The organism is Gilliamella sp. B3127, from assembly GCF_026536935.1.
Classification (GTDB): Bacteria; Pseudomonadota; Gammaproteobacteria; order Enterobacterales; family Orbaceae; genus Gilliamella; species Gilliamella apicola_E.
In genome coordinates, this window is sequence record NZ_JAFNNI010000006.1 from 50,869 (window position 1) to 66,959 (window position 16,091).

17 protein-coding genes are annotated in these 16,091 nt (G+C 31.6%); 10 read left to right on the forward strand and 7 right to left on the reverse strand.

Features of this window, described 5'->3' with window-relative positions; genetic code table 11:
• Position 1: 1 nt before the first annotated feature.
• The 4 genes from J3U00_RS09705 (at position 2) to J3U00_RS09720 (ending at position 4,793) form a co-directional block, all read left to right on the forward strand.
• A complete protein-coding gene (locus tag J3U00_RS09705; protein ID WP_324169899.1) occupies positions 2-1,090 on the forward strand; it encodes a microcin C ABC transporter permease YejB in 1,089 nt (362 codons plus the stop codon).
• Positions 1,090-2,121 (forward strand): microcin C ABC transporter permease, encoded by a 1,032-nt coding sequence (locus J3U00_RS09710; RefSeq protein WP_267330009.1) that lies wholly within the window; start codon positions 1,090-1,092, stop codon positions 2,119-2,121. The genes J3U00_RS09705 and J3U00_RS09710 overlap by 1 nt, the downstream gene beginning before the upstream one ends.
• The gene (gene yejF, locus J3U00_RS09715) at positions 2,118-3,863 is read left to right on the forward strand and encodes a microcin C ABC transporter ATP-binding protein YejF (protein WP_267332275.1); all 1,746 of its coding nucleotides are present in this window, start codon (positions 2,118-2,120) and stop codon (positions 3,861-3,863) included. Before J3U00_RS09710 ends, yejF begins: the two co-directional genes overlap by 4 nt.
• A gap of 69 nt (positions 3,864-3,932) precedes the next feature.
• Positions 3,933-4,793 carry a hypothetical protein gene (locus tag J3U00_RS09720; RefSeq protein WP_267330011.1) on the forward strand — a complete coding sequence of 287 codons (861 nt, stop codon included), beginning with the start codon at positions 3,933-3,935 and terminating at the stop codon, positions 4,791-4,793.
• Positions 4,794-4,856: 63 nt separating this feature from the next.
• On the opposite strand, the gene frdD is transcribed toward J3U00_RS09720, so the two are convergent.
• The 7 genes from frdD to J3U00_RS09755 all read right to left on the reverse strand — a co-directional run bounded on the left by frdD (position 4,857) and on the right by J3U00_RS09755 (position 9,368).
• On the reverse strand, positions 4,857-5,213 hold the full coding sequence (gene frdD / locus J3U00_RS09725) for a fumarate reductase subunit FrdD (protein WP_065562411.1): 357 nt from the start codon (positions 5,211-5,213) through the stop codon (positions 4,857-4,859).
• Between the two features lie 14 nt (positions 5,214-5,227).
• Entirely contained in the window at positions 5,228-5,659 is a 432-nt protein-coding gene (locus tag J3U00_RS09730) for a hypothetical protein (RefSeq protein WP_065562410.1), read from the reverse strand.
• Between the two features lie 385 nt (positions 5,660-6,044).
• Positions 6,045-6,575 carry a hypothetical protein gene (locus J3U00_RS09735; protein WP_065562409.1) on the reverse strand — a complete coding sequence of 177 codons (531 nt, stop codon included), beginning with the start codon at positions 6,573-6,575 and terminating at the stop codon, positions 6,045-6,047.
• Between the two features lie 99 nt (positions 6,576-6,674).
• Complete coding sequence (locus J3U00_RS09740) at positions 6,675-7,187, reverse strand: hypothetical protein (protein WP_065562408.1); 513 nt, start codon at positions 7,185-7,187, stop codon at positions 6,675-6,677.
• A 172-nt stretch (positions 7,188-7,359) separates the two neighbouring features.
• Positions 7,360-7,830 (reverse strand): hypothetical protein, encoded by a 471-nt coding sequence (locus J3U00_RS09745; RefSeq protein WP_065562407.1) that lies wholly within the window; start codon positions 7,828-7,830, stop codon positions 7,360-7,362.
• Between the two features lie 266 nt (positions 7,831-8,096).
• A complete protein-coding gene (locus J3U00_RS09750) occupies positions 8,097-8,618 on the reverse strand; it encodes a hypothetical protein (protein ID WP_267332276.1) in 522 nt (173 codons plus the stop codon).
• A 258-nt stretch (positions 8,619-8,876) separates the two neighbouring features.
• The gene (locus J3U00_RS09755; RefSeq protein WP_267332277.1) at positions 8,877-9,368 is read right to left on the reverse strand and encodes a hypothetical protein; all 492 of its coding nucleotides are present in this window, start codon (positions 9,366-9,368) and stop codon (positions 8,877-8,879) included.
• A gap of 427 nt (positions 9,369-9,795) precedes the next feature.
• On the opposite strand from J3U00_RS09755, the gene tmk reads away from it, so the two are divergent.
• From tmk to pyrF, 6 genes are read left to right on the forward strand one after another with little or no spacing between them, the layout of a single operon-like run.
• Positions 9,796-10,422, forward strand: a complete 627-nt coding sequence (gene tmk / locus J3U00_RS09760; RefSeq protein WP_065562405.1) for a dTMP kinase — start codon at positions 9,796-9,798, stop codon at positions 10,420-10,422.
• Positions 10,423-10,433: 11 nt separating this feature from the next.
• A complete protein-coding gene (gene holB, locus J3U00_RS09765; RefSeq protein WP_267332278.1) occupies positions 10,434-11,423 on the forward strand; it encodes a DNA polymerase III subunit delta' in 990 nt (329 codons plus the stop codon).
• A 58-nt stretch (positions 11,424-11,481) separates the two neighbouring features.
• Positions 11,482-12,882 carry an MBOAT family O-acyltransferase gene (locus J3U00_RS09770; protein ID WP_267332279.1) on the forward strand — a complete coding sequence of 467 codons (1,401 nt, stop codon included), beginning with the start codon at positions 11,482-11,484 and terminating at the stop codon, positions 12,880-12,882.
• An 18-nt stretch (positions 12,883-12,900) separates the two neighbouring features.
• Complete coding sequence (locus tag J3U00_RS09775; protein WP_267332280.1) at positions 12,901-14,187, forward strand: DUF459 domain-containing protein; 1,287 nt, start codon at positions 12,901-12,903, stop codon at positions 14,185-14,187.
• Positions 14,180-15,355 (forward strand): GDSL-type esterase/lipase family protein, encoded by a 1,176-nt coding sequence (locus J3U00_RS09780; protein ID WP_267332281.1) that lies wholly within the window; start codon positions 14,180-14,182, stop codon positions 15,353-15,355. The genes J3U00_RS09775 and J3U00_RS09780 overlap by 8 nt, the downstream gene beginning before the upstream one ends.
• Positions 15,356-15,385: 30 nt before the next feature.
• Complete coding sequence (gene pyrF / locus J3U00_RS09785) at positions 15,386-16,090, forward strand: orotidine-5'-phosphate decarboxylase (protein ID WP_267332282.1); 705 nt, start codon at positions 15,386-15,388, stop codon at positions 16,088-16,090.
• Position 16,091: the final 1 nt, after the last annotated feature.

Consider the following 16,091-nt stretch of genomic DNA (forward strand, 5'->3'; position numbering starts at 1 on the left):
TATGCTGAATTATTTTATCCGTCGATTATTGCTAATTATTCCAACATTGCTAATCATTTTGACGATCAACTTTTTTATTGTACAAATTGCACCCGGCGGTCCTGTTGATCAAGCATTGTCTATGATTGAAAATGGACCAGAAGCAGGACAAACCTTGTTACCAGGCAGTGAAACTAGCCCAACAATATTAAAAGAAGAAAAAAAACAATCAAATTATCAGGGCGGGCGAGGTCTTGATCCTGAAGTTGTGGCAATGATTGAAAAGCAATATGGTTTTGATAAACCGATCTGGGAACGCTACATTAATACATTGAAACAATTTATTCAGTTTGATTTTGGTAACAGCTTTTTCAAAAGTGAATCAGTGCTAAGTTTAATTGCAAAAAGTTTACCTGTTTCTATTTCATTGGGGTTATGGAGTACATTAATCATTTATTTAATCTCAATTCCATTAGGGATTCGTAAAGCAGTTAAAGATGGTTCAATATTTGATTTTTGGACAAGTACTTTAATCATTATTGGTTATGCAATACCCGCTTTTTTATTAGCCGTGTTGCTAATAGTCCTTTTTGCTGGGGGAAGTTATTGGGATATTTTCCCGCTTCGAGGATTAATCTCAAATAATTTTGAACAATTAGATTTTTGGGGCAAAGTCAAAGATTATTGTTGGCATATTTGCTTACCAACTATTGCTATGGTGGTTAGTGGTTTTGCAACATTAACTATGCTAACTAAGAACTCATTCTTAGATGAAATTCGCAAACAATATGTTGTGACTGCCAGAGCTAAAGGTTTGAGTGAAAGGCAAATTATGTATAAACATGTTTTCCGCAATGCAACCTTACTTATCGTATCGGGTTTTCCAACCTCATTTGTCGGAATTTTATTTACTAGCTCAGTACTTATTGAAGCGATATTTTCACTTAAAGGATTAGGTTTATTAGGGTATGAGGCAATTATTCAACGAGATTATCCTGTTATTTTTGGCTCATTATATATATTTACATTAATTGGCCTACTCACTAAACTTTTATCAGATTTAACTTATATGTTAATTGATCCACGTATTGACTTTGAGGCTCGCAACTGATGACTATGCACTATTCAATTAATCAGCTACGTTGGCAACGATTTAAACGCAATCGACGTGGGTATTATTCGTTATGGCTATTTTCAATATTATTTATAATAAGTCTATTTTCTGATTTTATATTTAATGATCGCCCCATTTTCATAAAGTATCAAAATAACTATTACTCGCCAATATTTCATTTTTATCCGGAAACAGAGTTTGGTGGGCAGTTTCAAACGCAAACTAATTATTTAGATCCCGCAGTACAAAATAAGATTGAATCAGATGGTTGGATATTTTGGCCTCCATTCCGATATACCTATAATACTGTAATTCATGATACAGCTAGCACATTTCCAACACCACCATCTAAAACGCATTTGCTAGGCACAACTGATGCTGGATTTGATGTATTAGCCAATATTTTATACGGATTTAGAATATCGATGTTTTTTGCGGTATTCTTAACTTTCTTCACTTCCATTATTGGTGTACTAATCGGTGCAATCCAAGGTTATTATGGCGGAAAAGTCGACCTATTGGGACAACGATTCATTGAAATTTGGAGCGGATTACCAGAATTATTTGTAATTATTCTACTTGCAAGTATCTTACCACTCAATTTTTGGTGGTTATTAGCTATTACAGTATTATTTGGATGGATGGCTTTAGTTGGTATTGTGCGAGCCGAGTTTTTACGTACTCGTAACTTTGATTATATTCGAGCTGCCAAAGCAATGGGAGTGAGTGATAGTAAAATTATGTTTCGACATATGTTGCCCAATGCGATGGTTGCGACATTAACATATTTACCATTTATTCTTTGTGGTTCAATTTCAACTTTAACTGCATTGGATTTTTTAGGTTTTGGTTTGCCCATTGATTCACCATCCTTAGGTCGATTACTTCTACAAGGTAAAAACAATTTACAAGCACCTTGGCTCGGTATTAGTTCTTTTTTAGTTATTTCTATATTATTGTCACTTTTAATTTTTATTGGTGAAGGAATTAGAGATGCATTTGATCCAAACAAAGGAGTATATAAATGAGTTCTCCTTTATTATCGATTGTTGATTTAAGTATTGCGTTTAAAACTGGTCAAGACTTGCAAAGTCAAATTGTCGAAAATATTAGCTTTGATATCGGCGAACAAGAAACGGTTGCATTAGTTGGTGAATCTGGTTCTGGTAAAAGTGTGACTGCACTATCGATCTTAAAATTGTTACCCAAAGAGCAGGTGATCTATCCATCTGGCGATATTATTTTTGAGGATAAATCGTTATTACATGCGCCTGAAAAAGAGTTACGCAAAATTCGTGGTAATGAAATAAGTATGATATTCCAAGAACCAATGGTATCACTTAATCCATTACATACAGTGGAAAAACAACTTTACGAAGTACTATCATTACATCGTGGTATGCGACGTAATGTTGCTCGGGGGGAGATTTTACAATATTTAGATCGTGTTGGAATCAAAGAGCCTAAAACTAAACTTTCTGCTTATCCTCATCAATTGTCTGGCGGAGAAAGACAACGGGTCATGATTGCAATGGCAATTTTAACGCATCCTAAATTATTAATAGCCGATGAACCAACTACAGCCTTAGATGTTTCAGTTCAAGCACAAATTATTGATTTACTCAAAGAACTTAAAAAAGAACTTAATATGAGTATGCTATTTATTTCACATAATTTGGGGATTGTAAAAAAACTGGCAGATAAAGTGGCAGTAATGCAAAATGGGCAAATTGTTGAATTCAATAATAAACAACGCATCTTTTTGCGCCCTCAACAAGAATATACCCAAACATTATTAAATTCACAACCTAGTGGTGAACCCGTTCCTTTACCTGATACACCGGGTATATTGCTCAGTGTTAATCATCTGAATGTTGAAGTTATCGCGCAAAAACGATTATTTAGTAGTAAAAAGAAGAAAATTGTTGATAATATTGGCTTCACGGTGCACCAAGGTGAAACTGTGGGTATAGTTGGCGAGTCAGGATCAGGTAAAAGTACTACTGCACTAGCTATTTTGCGTTTAATTCAATCACAAGGTGATATTTTATTCGATAGCCATCCTATACAGAATTTATCCGCTAAAAAATTATTACCATTTCGCAGCCGAATCCAAGTGGTATTTCAAGACCCATACTCTTCACTTAATCCGCGCTTAAACGTTGAACAAATTATTAGTGAAGGCTTAATTACTCATAAGAAATTGAGTAAAACAGAACGTGAACAAGCCGTGATTGATATTATGCAAGAAGTTGGATTAGAGCCTGAAATGCGTTTTCGTTACCCTAATGAATTTTCTGGCGGACAACGACAACGAATTGCCATTGCTAGAGCTTTAATCTTACAACCAGAATTATTGATTTTAGATGAGCCAACTTCTTCATTAGATCATACTATTCAAAAGCAAATAATTAATTTGCTTAAATCATTGCAAGAAAAACACCACCTTAGTTATCTATTTATTAGTCATGATCTTGCCTTAGTTTATTCTTTCTGCCACCAAATTGTTGTGATGAAAGAGGGAAAAATTATTGAACAAGGCTCTCGTGAACAAATCTTCTATACGCCTGAAACTGACTATACAAAAGATTTGCTTTCATTTTTAGATAAACCTCCTAGAAAAGCAACTAAAACCCTAATTCATGCTGATATTCTGGAAAAAACGCAGAAAGCTGAAACAGAAGAAAATATAGAAAAGGTTGAAAAGCATTATGGTGAAGAAGAAAAAAAGGTCAATTGGGAAGATGCATTGTTAATGCGCAAAAAATAAATTTATACGGCTTAGGTATAGGCCATAATTAAAAATTTAATTTAGTAAAAAAGATTAAACAGGTTAATTATGCAAAAACGAGTATTCCGATTTTTAACTGCTTCATGTTTATCATTTGTCTCAATAAATGTCATGGCATTAACGTGTTCTGATGATGTTGAGCAAAATAAAGTTGAGGCAAATAATTATATCTTCAAAATATTAGATTTTATTGATTCTAAAGCTAAAGGTATAAAACAAGAAGTTAGAACTTCAACAATCACATCAGATACAGGTGCGATCCGTTCAATTGCGAAACATAGTTTAAATTATGATTCCAATGGCTTAATTACTGAAAGTCATTACGACCTTTATTCTGATAAAAATGAAAAACTTTATTCTGAGCATCTACAAAAAACAGAATTTGGTTGGCAAAATGTTATTCAAGATATTGAAGATAAAACTAACAGTACGATTCAATTCAAAACAGATGAAAAAGGGCGTATTATTGCGTCGGAACAAATAAAGAAGGCTCCTGATTTTACATTTATTGAGAATGACAATTATCAGTTTGATAATAACAATTGTTTAGTTAATAAAAATGTTCAATGGCAGCTAAAAGAGTTGAATGCTAATGGAGATGTAGTTGGAACTGTTCAAAAAGGTGCTTCGGTATATTCATTTACTTACCAAAATCATCAATTAGCAAAAGTGTCAGCGCAATATAGCAATAAAACCCAAAATGAAAGTAATTTTTCTTACCAATTTGATGAAATTAACCGATTAATCGCCATTCATTCAGCTTATTCAATGGTGGGTAAAGATACAACAAATTATATAACCGATTTCTTAACTTTTAATGAAAAAAATGATTGGCTTAGTGCAAGTCAGTCTAAACAAAATAGAAAAAACAAACAGACTAATATTGTTCGACAAATTACCTATTATTAATCAAATTTAAATGGCGTTATCAAAAGTAATCGATAGCGCCAATAAATTAATATCAAAGTAGCTTTAGACTCTGACAAATAAAATATAAATTGCATGAGCAGTCCATGCGAATGCTAAACAGAAAGTTAGTAGCTTTTCTCGTTTTGGATGTATGTTGAAATGATGCAGCAAAGTTAGAATCTGTTGTAATCCACACCAAATTGGTAGCGAAATCATTAAGCATAAAAATAGTTTGCCTAATTCAGTATTGGCTAATTTAAGAATTGATGAACGCGTTATTGCATCACCAAAAGGGATAATAAATGCAATGATACCCAATACCACGGGAGCAAAAATAGCTGCCCAAAGTCCACCTAAAGCAAATAGTCCTTTTGCCACTGTTGAATCAGAGCGTATTGGTTGATTTTCTTGTTTTTTCATTAATCAAACACCACTTATTTAATAATCAATAATAGTAAGTAATATGAAAGTAAAAGTGTTACACACCAAAAGCCAATAATAAGTAAATATACTTTACCCTTTTTATGCGAATCTTGCTTAAAAATAACTTTCGGTATTAATCTAAACCAATTAATTGAATGAAATAAAGCAAGTAATAAAGCAATAGAATTGATGACAACAACTAAAGGCTTTTGCAAGAAAAAGATAAAACGATAAAACTCGTCTTGCCCCATTGCGTTTGTGTACATACAAATAACCCCATACATCAATATTATACTTACCCAAATCATGGAAAAAGGGGTTAATTTATTAACAATTGAAAAAAATCGCGCCTGTTTTTTTGATAAATTAATATGTTCAGGCTGATTGTTAGTATTAATTAACTTAGTATTGGATTGATAATTTTCATTATTTTTTTTAATCATAACATTCTCAATGGAGGTAGTATTATCACGTTATTAATCTTTTAAGCGATCAATGTTCATTTCAGTATTATAAACACTAAGTGATTAATATCGTCAAATTAAAGTCACGAATGATATCGGTTTTTTACTTATCAACACTAGGCAGAAAGTGCGTTGGGCTTAATTCATATTAAGTATAAAAGAAATCTATATCGCATTGTTGCGAGATTAACAAATTACCTTTAAGCAGATAATTAGTATGATTAAACACTAGATATCATAAAAACTAAATTGTGTACGATAGATTTTTATATTTTTTAATTGGGGATAATATTTCAATAAGTAAATATAAAAATCATGGCATTTGAAATTTTCAGAATATCTAGAATTGTTAATGCATTAGGGATCATTTCAATTTTTTATCCATGTTTTCATAGATCTTAATTGGCTTAATAGGGATTAATGTTTTGCCTTTTACTTCAAACTCAGAATTATTACTGGAAACAACTATTATCTGACCTCTTTCTAAGTTAAACTCTAAAAGTGGAAATGGCTCTACAAAACCTAAAGGAGAAAATTCCCTGTCCCTGTTATCCGGAGGGAATTCGTAATAAACTACTTTTTTATTATATACATACACTACAGCATCAGAATGCTCTTGATATTTTCCAAAATCAGGATTTTTATCAGAAAATTCTACTTTCTTAACATTAATATTTTGTTCCCGCATTAATGTAATATAACGTCCGCTAATATTGCCATAGATTAACCATGCTTCATCCCATTTAAAATTAGTATAATCAGATAAGGTTATGGTTTGAGGGTGATTTTCTTCTATATCTTTTAATGCTTTTTCTAAAGGTCTTTCACTGTTGCAACTGGTTAATGTTACTATTGATATGAATGTTATCACTAATAGTATTATTATTTTATTCATTTCTAATTTCTTAATATTTTTTTGCTTTAGGTATGGCCATAAAACAGACTATGTCTTCTTGTTTAACCTCTAAATTGTTTAAAACAATTTGTTAGCAGTTTATTTCAGTTTTTTATCCATATTTTCATAGATCTTAATTGGCTTAATGGGGATTAATGTTTTGCCTTTTACTTCAAACTCAGAATTATTACTGGAAACAACTATAATCTGCCCTCTATCTAGTTTAAAATCTAAAAGAGCTAATGCTCCTTCTGAAGCTAAGCCCACATAATCCCTGGCATCTGGAGGAAATTCGTAATAAACTACTTTGTTATTATATACATATACAACTGTATTAGAGAATTCTTGAGTTCTTCCAAAGTCAGGATTATCATCAGCCATTTCCACTTTTTTGACATCAATATTTTGTTCTCGCATTAACGTAATGTACATTCCACTAATACTGCCACTGATTAACCAAACTTCATCCCATTTAAAATTAGTATAATCAGATAAGGTTATGGTTTTAGGATGACTGTTTTTTACATCTTTTAAAACCTTTTCTAAAGGTGTTTTGTTGCAATTGGTTAGAAATAAACACATAAATAATAATAGTATGATTTTTTTAATCATTTGGCATTCCTTACTCATTATTTTTTATCATCCAAATTGACATATCATATTTTCTATTATCAATATTTGATGAACCCCAAATTCTAGAATCAAGAGGTTCGCCTTCCTGACATCCTGATAATATGAAAAATAACAAAAGAAGTAACTTATTGATAAATTAATAATTCATTATCTATTTAATTATAGGTGTTAATTTATAAGAATTCCCTTGCAAAGAATCTTTATTTATCTTAAAAATACTTTTTTCTCTAGGCCATAGATAATCTATTTTAAAGATAGTTTTTCCATTTTTTATATTATCAAAATAGAACTTGTTATTATCTGGAAAAACATCTACATAAATAACATCATTTTTATAAATAAAATATATTACTTCAGTCCAAGATTCAGTTTCTCTTAATACTTTTATATTTTGAATATTATTCGTTGAAATTCCTTTTTGATTTAATATAGAGTCCGTTTTTTTTATATCTCTTGCTGTAATAATTATGAAATAATCCCAGTTAAAATTTGTGAAATTATATAATACTAATGTATCTGATGAATTAGCATTATCCAAAAAATTGTCAATTTTTTCTAAAGGTGTTTTGTTGCAACTGGTTAGAAATAAACACATAAGTAACAATAGTATGATTTTTTTCATTATTTAATGCTCTTTTGCTTTAAGTATGGTCTTAAACCAGACTATGTCTTCTTGTTTAACCTCTAAATTGCTTAAAAGAAATCGAAAGTATTTTCATAGTATCCATAACGATTCATTAGGTTAACAGCTTGTTTGAGTGCGTTGTATAGTTCATTCGGTAACTTGGTTTGGAATACTTGCCATTTTCTACTTTCTGTTTTTTTCGCTTCTCATAAGCCATGTTCATGATAATAATCTAACACTTTGTCTGATAATTCATTATCGGTTTATTTCAGTTTTTTATCCATGTTTTCATAGATCTTAATCGGCTTAATGGGTACTAATGTTCTGTGTTTTACTTCACATACAGAATTATTACTTGAAACAACTATAATCTGTCCTCTTTCTAAATCAAAATCAGCACGCGTCCAGATTGCTTCTATATCGTCAAATAAGGAATTTCCCCTACCATCCGGAGGAAATTCGTAATAAACTACTTTTTTATTATATATGTATACTATAGTTTTAAAATAATCTTTATCTATGCCATATCTAGAATTTGGAGAAGTTTCTACTTTCTTAACATCAATATTTTGTTCACGCATTAATAGGATATACTTTCCTCCGATGCTACCGCTTATTATCCAAACTTCATCCCATTTAAAATTAGTATAATCAGAGAGTTTTATAATTTTAGGGTGATTTTGTTCTATATATTCGGCTACTTTTTCTAAGGGTGTTTTGTTGCAACTGGTTAATGTTACTATTGATATGAATGTTATTACTAATAGTATTATTACTCTTCTCATTTTTAATTTCTTAATATTCTTTTGCTTTAGGTATGGTTTTAGACCAGCTATATTGGCCTCACTTACTTTTAATTTTTCTCTTAAAACAAAATCGAAAGTATTTTTATAGTATCCATAACGATATTAGGTTAATAGCTTGTTTGAGTGCGTTGTATTGTTCATTCGGTAACTTGGTTTGGAATACTTGCCATTTTCCACTTTCTGTTTTTTTTGCTTCCCATAAACCATGTTCATAATAATAATCTAACACTTTGTGTGTTAATTAATTATCGGTTTCAATTTTTCATCCATGTTTTCGTAGATCTTAATAGGCTTAATGGGAACTAAATCTCCATCTTTTACTTCACATACAGAATTATTACTGGAAACAACTATAATCTGCCCTCTTTCTAGTTTAAAATCTAAAAGAGCTAATGCTCCTTCTGAAGCTAAACCCACATAATCCCTAGCATCTGGAGGAAATTCGTAATAAACCACTTTGTTATTATATACATATACAACTGTATTTGAGAATTCTTGAGCAATTCCATATTTCAATCCAGGTATTTTTATTTTTTTGACATCAATATTTTTTTCTCGCATTAATATGATATACCTTCCACCAATACTGCCACTGATTAACCAAACTTCATCCCATTTAAAATTAGTATAATCAGATAAGGTTATGGTTTTAGGATGATTGTTTTTTACATCTTTTAAAACCTTTTCTAAAGGTGTTTTGTTACAACTGGTTAATGTTACTATTGACATAAATGTGACTAATAGTAGGAGTATTTTTTTCATTCTTTGGCATTCCAGATTAATTTTCTTTCGCAACACAGTTTTTAAATACTCATTAATACTACTATGAATTGTTTATTAAACAAATGATAAGTGAGTGAAAAATATCAATCGATATCTCTTTTCTAGAAGGCAATAAATACAAAGTTCATATACACAATGATTTTCCTATTAATGAACAACATCAAACTATTTTTATTTTGATTTGTTTCGATCTTATAAACGAATCGCTAATAATTAAACAGGATAGTTCTACTATGTCGGTATATTAAAAAGTACTCATATTTGATAAGTATTAACAAGGTATTTACGATACGAACTAAAATAATTGGTAAAAATAGCGTACAATAGCGCAATGTTTACTCGTTCATCAGCTTAATTAGTTTAGGAAATAAGTATGACAGGCAAATTTATTGTCATCGAAGGTTTGGAAGGCGCCGGTAAAACGACAGCCATAAATACTGTTGCGCGTGTTTTGAATCAACATCATATTTGCGATCTGCAATTTACTCGTGAACCGGGTGGTACCCCGATTGCTGAAGCATTGCGTAATATTATTAAAAATGGTTTAGATAATGAGCCATTAACTGATAAAGCTGAATTACTTATGTTATATGCTGCACGTATTCAATTAGTTGATAACGTGATTAAGCCTGCACTGAAAATGGGGAAATGGGTCATTGGTGATCGACATGATTTATCTACTCAAGCTTATCAAGGTGGCGGACGAGAGTTAGACAGAGTTTTTATCGAAACACTACACTCTCAGGTTTTAGGTAATTTTAAACCAGACTTAACGTTGTATTTAGATATTTCACCAGAACTTGGATTGATGAGGGCCAGATCTCGAGGGCAACTTGATCGTATTGAACAACAATCACTACCTTTTTTTGAGCGAATTCGTCAGCGTTATTTAGAGTTAGCTGAAAATGATAACACTATCATTACTATTGATGCATCAAAATCAATTACAGAAGTGACAGCTCAAATTGAAACAACATTAAATTCATGGTTAACAAATTAGGTTTCGATTTTATGATTTTCAACGAATATCCATGGCTTAAATTACCTTTTGAACAGTTAGCAGAAACGATTGTTAATCATCGTGCTCATCATGCTTTGTTAATCAATTATATTCAAGGTAGTGGCGAAGAAGAACTAATCAACTTAATAGCTAATCGATTACTCTGTCAATCTTCAAAACAGTTGGAACCATGCGGTAAATGTCATAGTTGTCAGTTATTTTTATCTCAACATCATCCTGATTATTACCAAATAACAAATGAACAGGGAAAACAATCGATTGGTATTGATCAAATACGGAATATTTCTACAAAACTCTATGAAAAATCCCAACAGGGCGGTAATAAGGTCATCTGGATTAGACATGCTGCTTTTATGACAGAAGCCGCTGCAAATGCATTGCTTAAAACGTTAGAAGAACCTCCAGAAAATACCTATTTTATTTTAAGTGATAACCATAATAGTCAATTTTTACCTACAATTCATAGCCGTTGTTTTTGTTATTTTTTAAAAATACCAAAAATAGAAGAATCTATTAATTGGTTAAAAAAGATACACAATGATTTATACAGTGATAATGAGCTTGCCACTGCTCTGTTATTGAGTGAAAATGCGCCACTAAATGCAGCTCTTCTGTTGCAACCCGAAAATTGGCAACAAAGAAAATTATTTTGTGAAAACTTGTTAAATGTCTTGCCACAAAACAATTTTTGGCAATTAGCAAAGACATTTAATCATGAGGAATTTTTAGAGCGTATCACTTGGTTTTGTGCATTGCTAGGTGATGCGTTAAAAGCTAAACAAAAAGTTGGTCGATATATTGTGAATCGTGATCAGGTTCCGTTAGTTAGGCTACTTGCCACAAAAAGTAATGATGAAATTATTTCGCTTTATCAACTGTGGTTAAAGGCAAAAAACTTGTTATCGATAAATGGGTTAAATAGGGAGTTGATTGTCTATAATGTTCTTGCTCAATCACAATTAATTGGGTATCAGAAATAGACTTTATAGAATAATAAAATTTTAGGTCAATAGTAGATTTACATATGAAAGGATTGCAGTGAGTTATTTATCAATTGAGTTTGGTCTAATTTTTGTAGTTCTCTTTGCTATATATTGGGCTTTTAGATTATTACCAAAATTCCAAAATAATTTACTTTTGATTTCAAGTTACCTTATTGTTGCTAGTTATAGTGTTCAATTTGCTGTTATCCTTTTTAGCTACACTTGCGTGATATATTTCTTTTCAATAATGATTGCAACGTCTAAAAAACACGCAAAAAGATGGCTGGTTTTAGGATTAAGTGCCGCAATAATCAATTTAACATTGTTCAAATATTTTGATTTTTTTCGATATGAATTACAGTCATTGCTTAACTATCTAAATTTATCTATATTATTGCCAGCAATAACCATTTTTATTCCAATAGGCATCTCCTTTTATACGTTCCACTCGGTAAACTATTTAGTTTCGATAAAAAAGAAAGAATTACCTGTTGCTAAATTCTGGGATTTTGCCTTATTTTTATCCTTTTTTCCTTGTATAATTGCGGGTCCAATTAATCGAGCAAAAACATTTATTCCTCAAATTGTGGTGAGTCAACCTAGAGAGATTTTAGAACCCTTTCGGGCATTTACGTTAATTATTCTGTCCGTGATAAAAGTTTATTGTTTAGGTGGATTAATTAGCGAAAACTGGATAACTCCGATTTTTTCAAATCCATTAGAATACAGTACTCTTGATTTATTGGTAGGCTTATACGGTTATGCTATACAAATTTACCTGAATTTTTCTGGTTATACCGACCTTGTTACAGGTATTGCTTTATTATTAGGTTTTCGACTTCCTATCAACTTCAACTTTCCTTATTTAGCCTGTAATGTCCGCGAATTTTGGGAACGTTGGCATATTAGTTTATCTCATTGGATTCGCGATTATATTTATATCCCTCTTGGTGGTAATCGTCGTGGTTTTATTCGCACTCAAATTAATGTTATGTCAGCTATGTTATTGTCAGGTTTATGGCATGGAGCTGGGATTAATTTTGTTATTTGGGGTGGATGTCATGGTTTGGGGATTATTGTTCTTAATATATTAGATTGTTATATGGGAAGAAGCTGGATTACTCAACGTTCCCCAATTATTGCTAGATTAATTACTTGGCATTATATCTGTTTTACTTGGTTATTTTTTTATTGTGCAAGCTTACCTGACGCATTAGATTATTTGACGGCTCTAGGTCATAACTTTTTAATTGAGTCACATTATATTGAGGTATTTCTAAGTATATGTGTCATATTTTTGTTATACCCATTATTTAAAAATATTCCTGATTGGTGCGCTTTACAACTTAGCAAAATAAATAGGATTTATTTGCCTATCATTTTTATATTTATATTATGGCTAACTATCTATTTTGCACCATCTGGAGTGCCAAATTTTATTTATGCTAATTTTTGATTATGATGAACAATAAAAATGAAATATAAAAAAACATTATCAAAAAATAGACGAAGAAATAGGCCTCAAAAAAATAGGCAACAAATTGATTTTTTCGAAAATGGCTTACATGAGCAATCAAGAAAGCATAATGCTAAAACTAAAGCATCAGAAGCTGCAATAACTCAAAAAGAATCACTTTCACCTAAATATGTTTTTATTATGCTATTGATTACCGCAATAGCATTAATAGCAATTTATCACAAATCGGTATTAATTTATTGGCAACAAACGTATCATCATGATCTCTTTAATTCAGGAAGTATGACCCAAAAAACGGATCTAGACGATTCTGATGGTCGAGTAGAAGAATATTCGAAAGATGTAGTTATTGATCAAAATAATGTCATTAGCTCCATTGATGAAGAGTCATATTTAAAACAACCAGTAACAAATGTATTAGTTATTTCACCATCCGAAATGGTTAATATTAAAAAAGATAAAAAAAGGCAAAAAATTCATGTTCAACCAATATCAATTAAGCAAGAAAATACTAAATTAAGCAAAACTAGGTTTGATGGAACGCCAGTAACTGAACAGATAGATACCGAAGCTAAAGATGATGCACCTAAAATTGAAAATATTCCATTAATTCATGAGCCTTTACCGATTGTATTAACTCAAAATGACAAAGTATTGTTTGTTGGCGACTCTTTGATGCAAGGCGTTGCACCATATGTTAAAAAAATGTTATTTAAACAATATAAAATAGAAAGTGTGAATCTAAGTAAACAAAGTACTGGACTCGCTTATCCAAAGGCTTTCAATTGGCCAAAAACAATCAATGATAATTTAAGTGCCGATCCTTCTATCAAGTTACTTGTTGTTTTTTTAGGACCTAATGATCCTTGGGACTTTCCTGTAACAGGTTATGCTAAATACGTTAAATTTAAATCAGAGTTGTGGGAAGAACAATACCGTTTACGAGTCGCCACAATTTTAAATAGTGCTAGTGAACATAATGTTCAAGTTCTTTGGCTGGCTGCTCCTTGTATGCGCAAACCGCAACTAAATTTAGGGATGGTTTATTTAAATACGCTGTATCAGTCTGAAGTAGAAAAGAGACAACAACACTTTTTAACAACTAATCAATTATTAGGTTGTACTTATGATACATTTAATAGTTTTATTGAATCTAATAAAGATAAAATAAAAGTTAGAGTTGATGATGGAATCCATTTTACACCTATAGGCCAAAAAATTTTAGCTAAAGCAATTATGGATAAAATCATTTTTAAACAATTAGAGGATGACGATAGTGATTAAACTTTTAAAGTATATTATTACTATAGTGACTATCACTGTTTCAGTAGGATGCAGTGTAGCAGAAAGTAAAACTGATGCACAATCGACTGTTGTTGACTTTGGTGACCCAAATGCAAAGAAATTTGCTCAACGTTTAAATTCCTTAGCTAGAAATAGAAATGGTAACCAAGTCGTTAATATTACACAATTTGGAGATTCGCATTCAGCAGCAGATTTTTTTACTGGTGAATTTCGAACATTAATGCAACAAAAATACGGTGATGCCGGAATTGGTTGGGTTACACCTGTTGCCATTAAAGGTCAAAACCATACAGCAGTTGGTTGGAAAGTAAAAGAATGGCGTGTAACAAGTAGCCGTACAGTAAGTGACGTAGATTTTCCAATGGGTGGATTTATTGCAAAAGCGACTAACGATTCAGCCACTATACAAATAATACCAAAAAGTTTAGATAACAAAAATTGGCAAGTAAAATTAACCTTCAGAGCATTGAAGAATACCCCTAATTTATTGAGCATTTATGATGCTGATGGTAAAAAAATAAATATAAGTTATTTACCCAAAAGTAGTGTTTGGCAAACGGTGTCATTTGTGACTAAAAACCCTTTTACGATTAAAGGAAACCGCGATGTTGAAATTGGAGGAATTTGGTTAAATCGCTCAAAAAAATCAGGGGTTATTGTATCTTCAATTGCAACTAATGGCGCTAAACAGAGCATATGGCAAAAATGGGGTTCAAGTTGGTTGAAAGAATTATCTGCTTCAAAAAGTGATTTAGTTATTCTTGAATACGGAACAAATGAAAGTTTTGATGAAACTTTAGATGTTAATGATTACCGCAAAAACTTAGTGAATAATATTCGCCAAATTCGTAGAGCATTACCTAATGCAGCCATTTTATTGATGACACCACCAGATACAATGGTAAATGAAAATAAGATCCCTAAATCATTTTCAGCAATTATGAGTATTCAAAAGCAAGTAGCTAAATCTGAAAGGACACTATATTGGAATTGGCAAGCAGCTATGGGGGGAGCTGGTTCAGTTAAAGTTTGGCAAAAACGTGGACTGACTCGACCAGATTTAGTACATCAAACCTTACAAGGCTACAAAGAAAGTGCTAAAATTTTCTATACTGGTTTTAATGAGTTTATTAAGAAGAAAAGATAGAATATATAATTAAAAAGGAACAAATAAGTTATGTCATCTCCAATCATTGTTGCTGTTGATTTTTCAGATACTAAGTCAGCATGGAACTTTATAGACCAAGTTGATCCAAAAGATTGTCGTCTTAAAATAGGCAAAGAATTATTTACTCATGCAGGTCCTGACTTTATTAGGCAAATAAAACAAAAAGGATTTGATATCTTTTTGGATCTTAAATTCCATGATATTCCTAATACTGTTGCTAAAGCAGTAGCTGCAGCCGCCGATTTAGGTGTTTGGATGACAAATGTTCACGCTAGTGGTGGTGCTCGTATGATGGAAGCTGCAAAAGATGCGCTTTATTCATACGGTAAGGATGCACCAATGTTAATCGCAGTGACTGTATTAACGAGTATGGAGTCTTCTGATCTTAAAGAAATAGGTATTAACGTTTCACCATTAGAGCAAGCAACAAAGCTGGCATTACTGGCAAAGAATTGCGGACTCGATGGAGTTGTATGTTCTGCTAAAGAAGTACAAAGTTTTAGAACTAGACTAGGAAGTGATTTTAAATTAGTTACTCCAGGAATTCGTCCAGCAGGATCAACACCTGATGATCAGCGCCGTATTATGACACCCCAACGCGCACAAGCTGCTGGTTCAGATTATTTAGTGATTGGGCGTCCTATTACTCAAGCGGAAGACCCAACCAAAGCATTACATACTATTTTAACAACACTAGATTTATCAAAGAGTTAAT

Coding starts and splice junctions, on each gene's coding strand:
- J3U00_RS09705 (WP_324169899.1), top strand. CDS start 2: ATGCTGAATTATTTTATCCGTCGATTATTGCTAATTATTCCAACATTG.
- J3U00_RS09710 (WP_267330009.1), top strand. CDS start 1,090: ATGACTATGCACTATTCAATTAATCAGCTACGTTGGCAACGATTTAAA.
- yejF (WP_267332275.1), top strand. CDS start 2,118: ATGAGTTCTCCTTTATTATCGATTGTTGATTTAAGTATTGCGTTTAAA.
- J3U00_RS09720 (WP_267330011.1), top strand. CDS start 3,933: ATGCAAAAACGAGTATTCCGATTTTTAACTGCTTCATGTTTATCATTT.
- frdD (WP_065562411.1), bottom strand. CDS start 5,213: ATGAAAAAACAAGAAAATCAACCAATACGCTCTGATTCAACAGTGGCA.
- J3U00_RS09730 (WP_065562410.1), bottom strand. CDS start 5,659: ATGATTAAAAAAAATAATGAAAATTATCAATCCAATACTAAGTTAATT.
- J3U00_RS09735 (WP_065562409.1), bottom strand. CDS start 6,575: ATGAATAAAATAATAATACTATTAGTGATAACATTCATATCAATAGTA.
- J3U00_RS09740 (WP_065562408.1), bottom strand. CDS start 7,187: ATGATTAAAAAAATCATACTATTATTATTTATGTGTTTATTTCTAACC.
- J3U00_RS09745 (WP_065562407.1), bottom strand. CDS start 7,830: ATGAAAAAAATCATACTATTGTTACTTATGTGTTTATTTCTAACCAGT.
- J3U00_RS09750 (WP_267332276.1), bottom strand. CDS start 8,618: ATGAGAAGAGTAATAATACTATTAGTAATAACATTCATATCAATAGTA.
- J3U00_RS09755 (WP_267332277.1), bottom strand. CDS start 9,368: ATGTCAATAGTAACATTAACCAGTTGTAACAAAACACCTTTAGAAAAG.
- tmk (WP_065562405.1), top strand. CDS start 9,796: ATGACAGGCAAATTTATTGTCATCGAAGGTTTGGAAGGCGCCGGTAAA.
- holB (WP_267332278.1), top strand. CDS start 10,434: ATGATTTTCAACGAATATCCATGGCTTAAATTACCTTTTGAACAGTTA.
- J3U00_RS09775 (WP_267332280.1), top strand. CDS start 12,901: ATGAAATATAAAAAAACATTATCAAAAAATAGACGAAGAAATAGGCCT.
- pyrF (WP_267332282.1), top strand. CDS start 15,386: ATGTCATCTCCAATCATTGTTGCTGTTGATTTTTCAGATACTAAGTCA.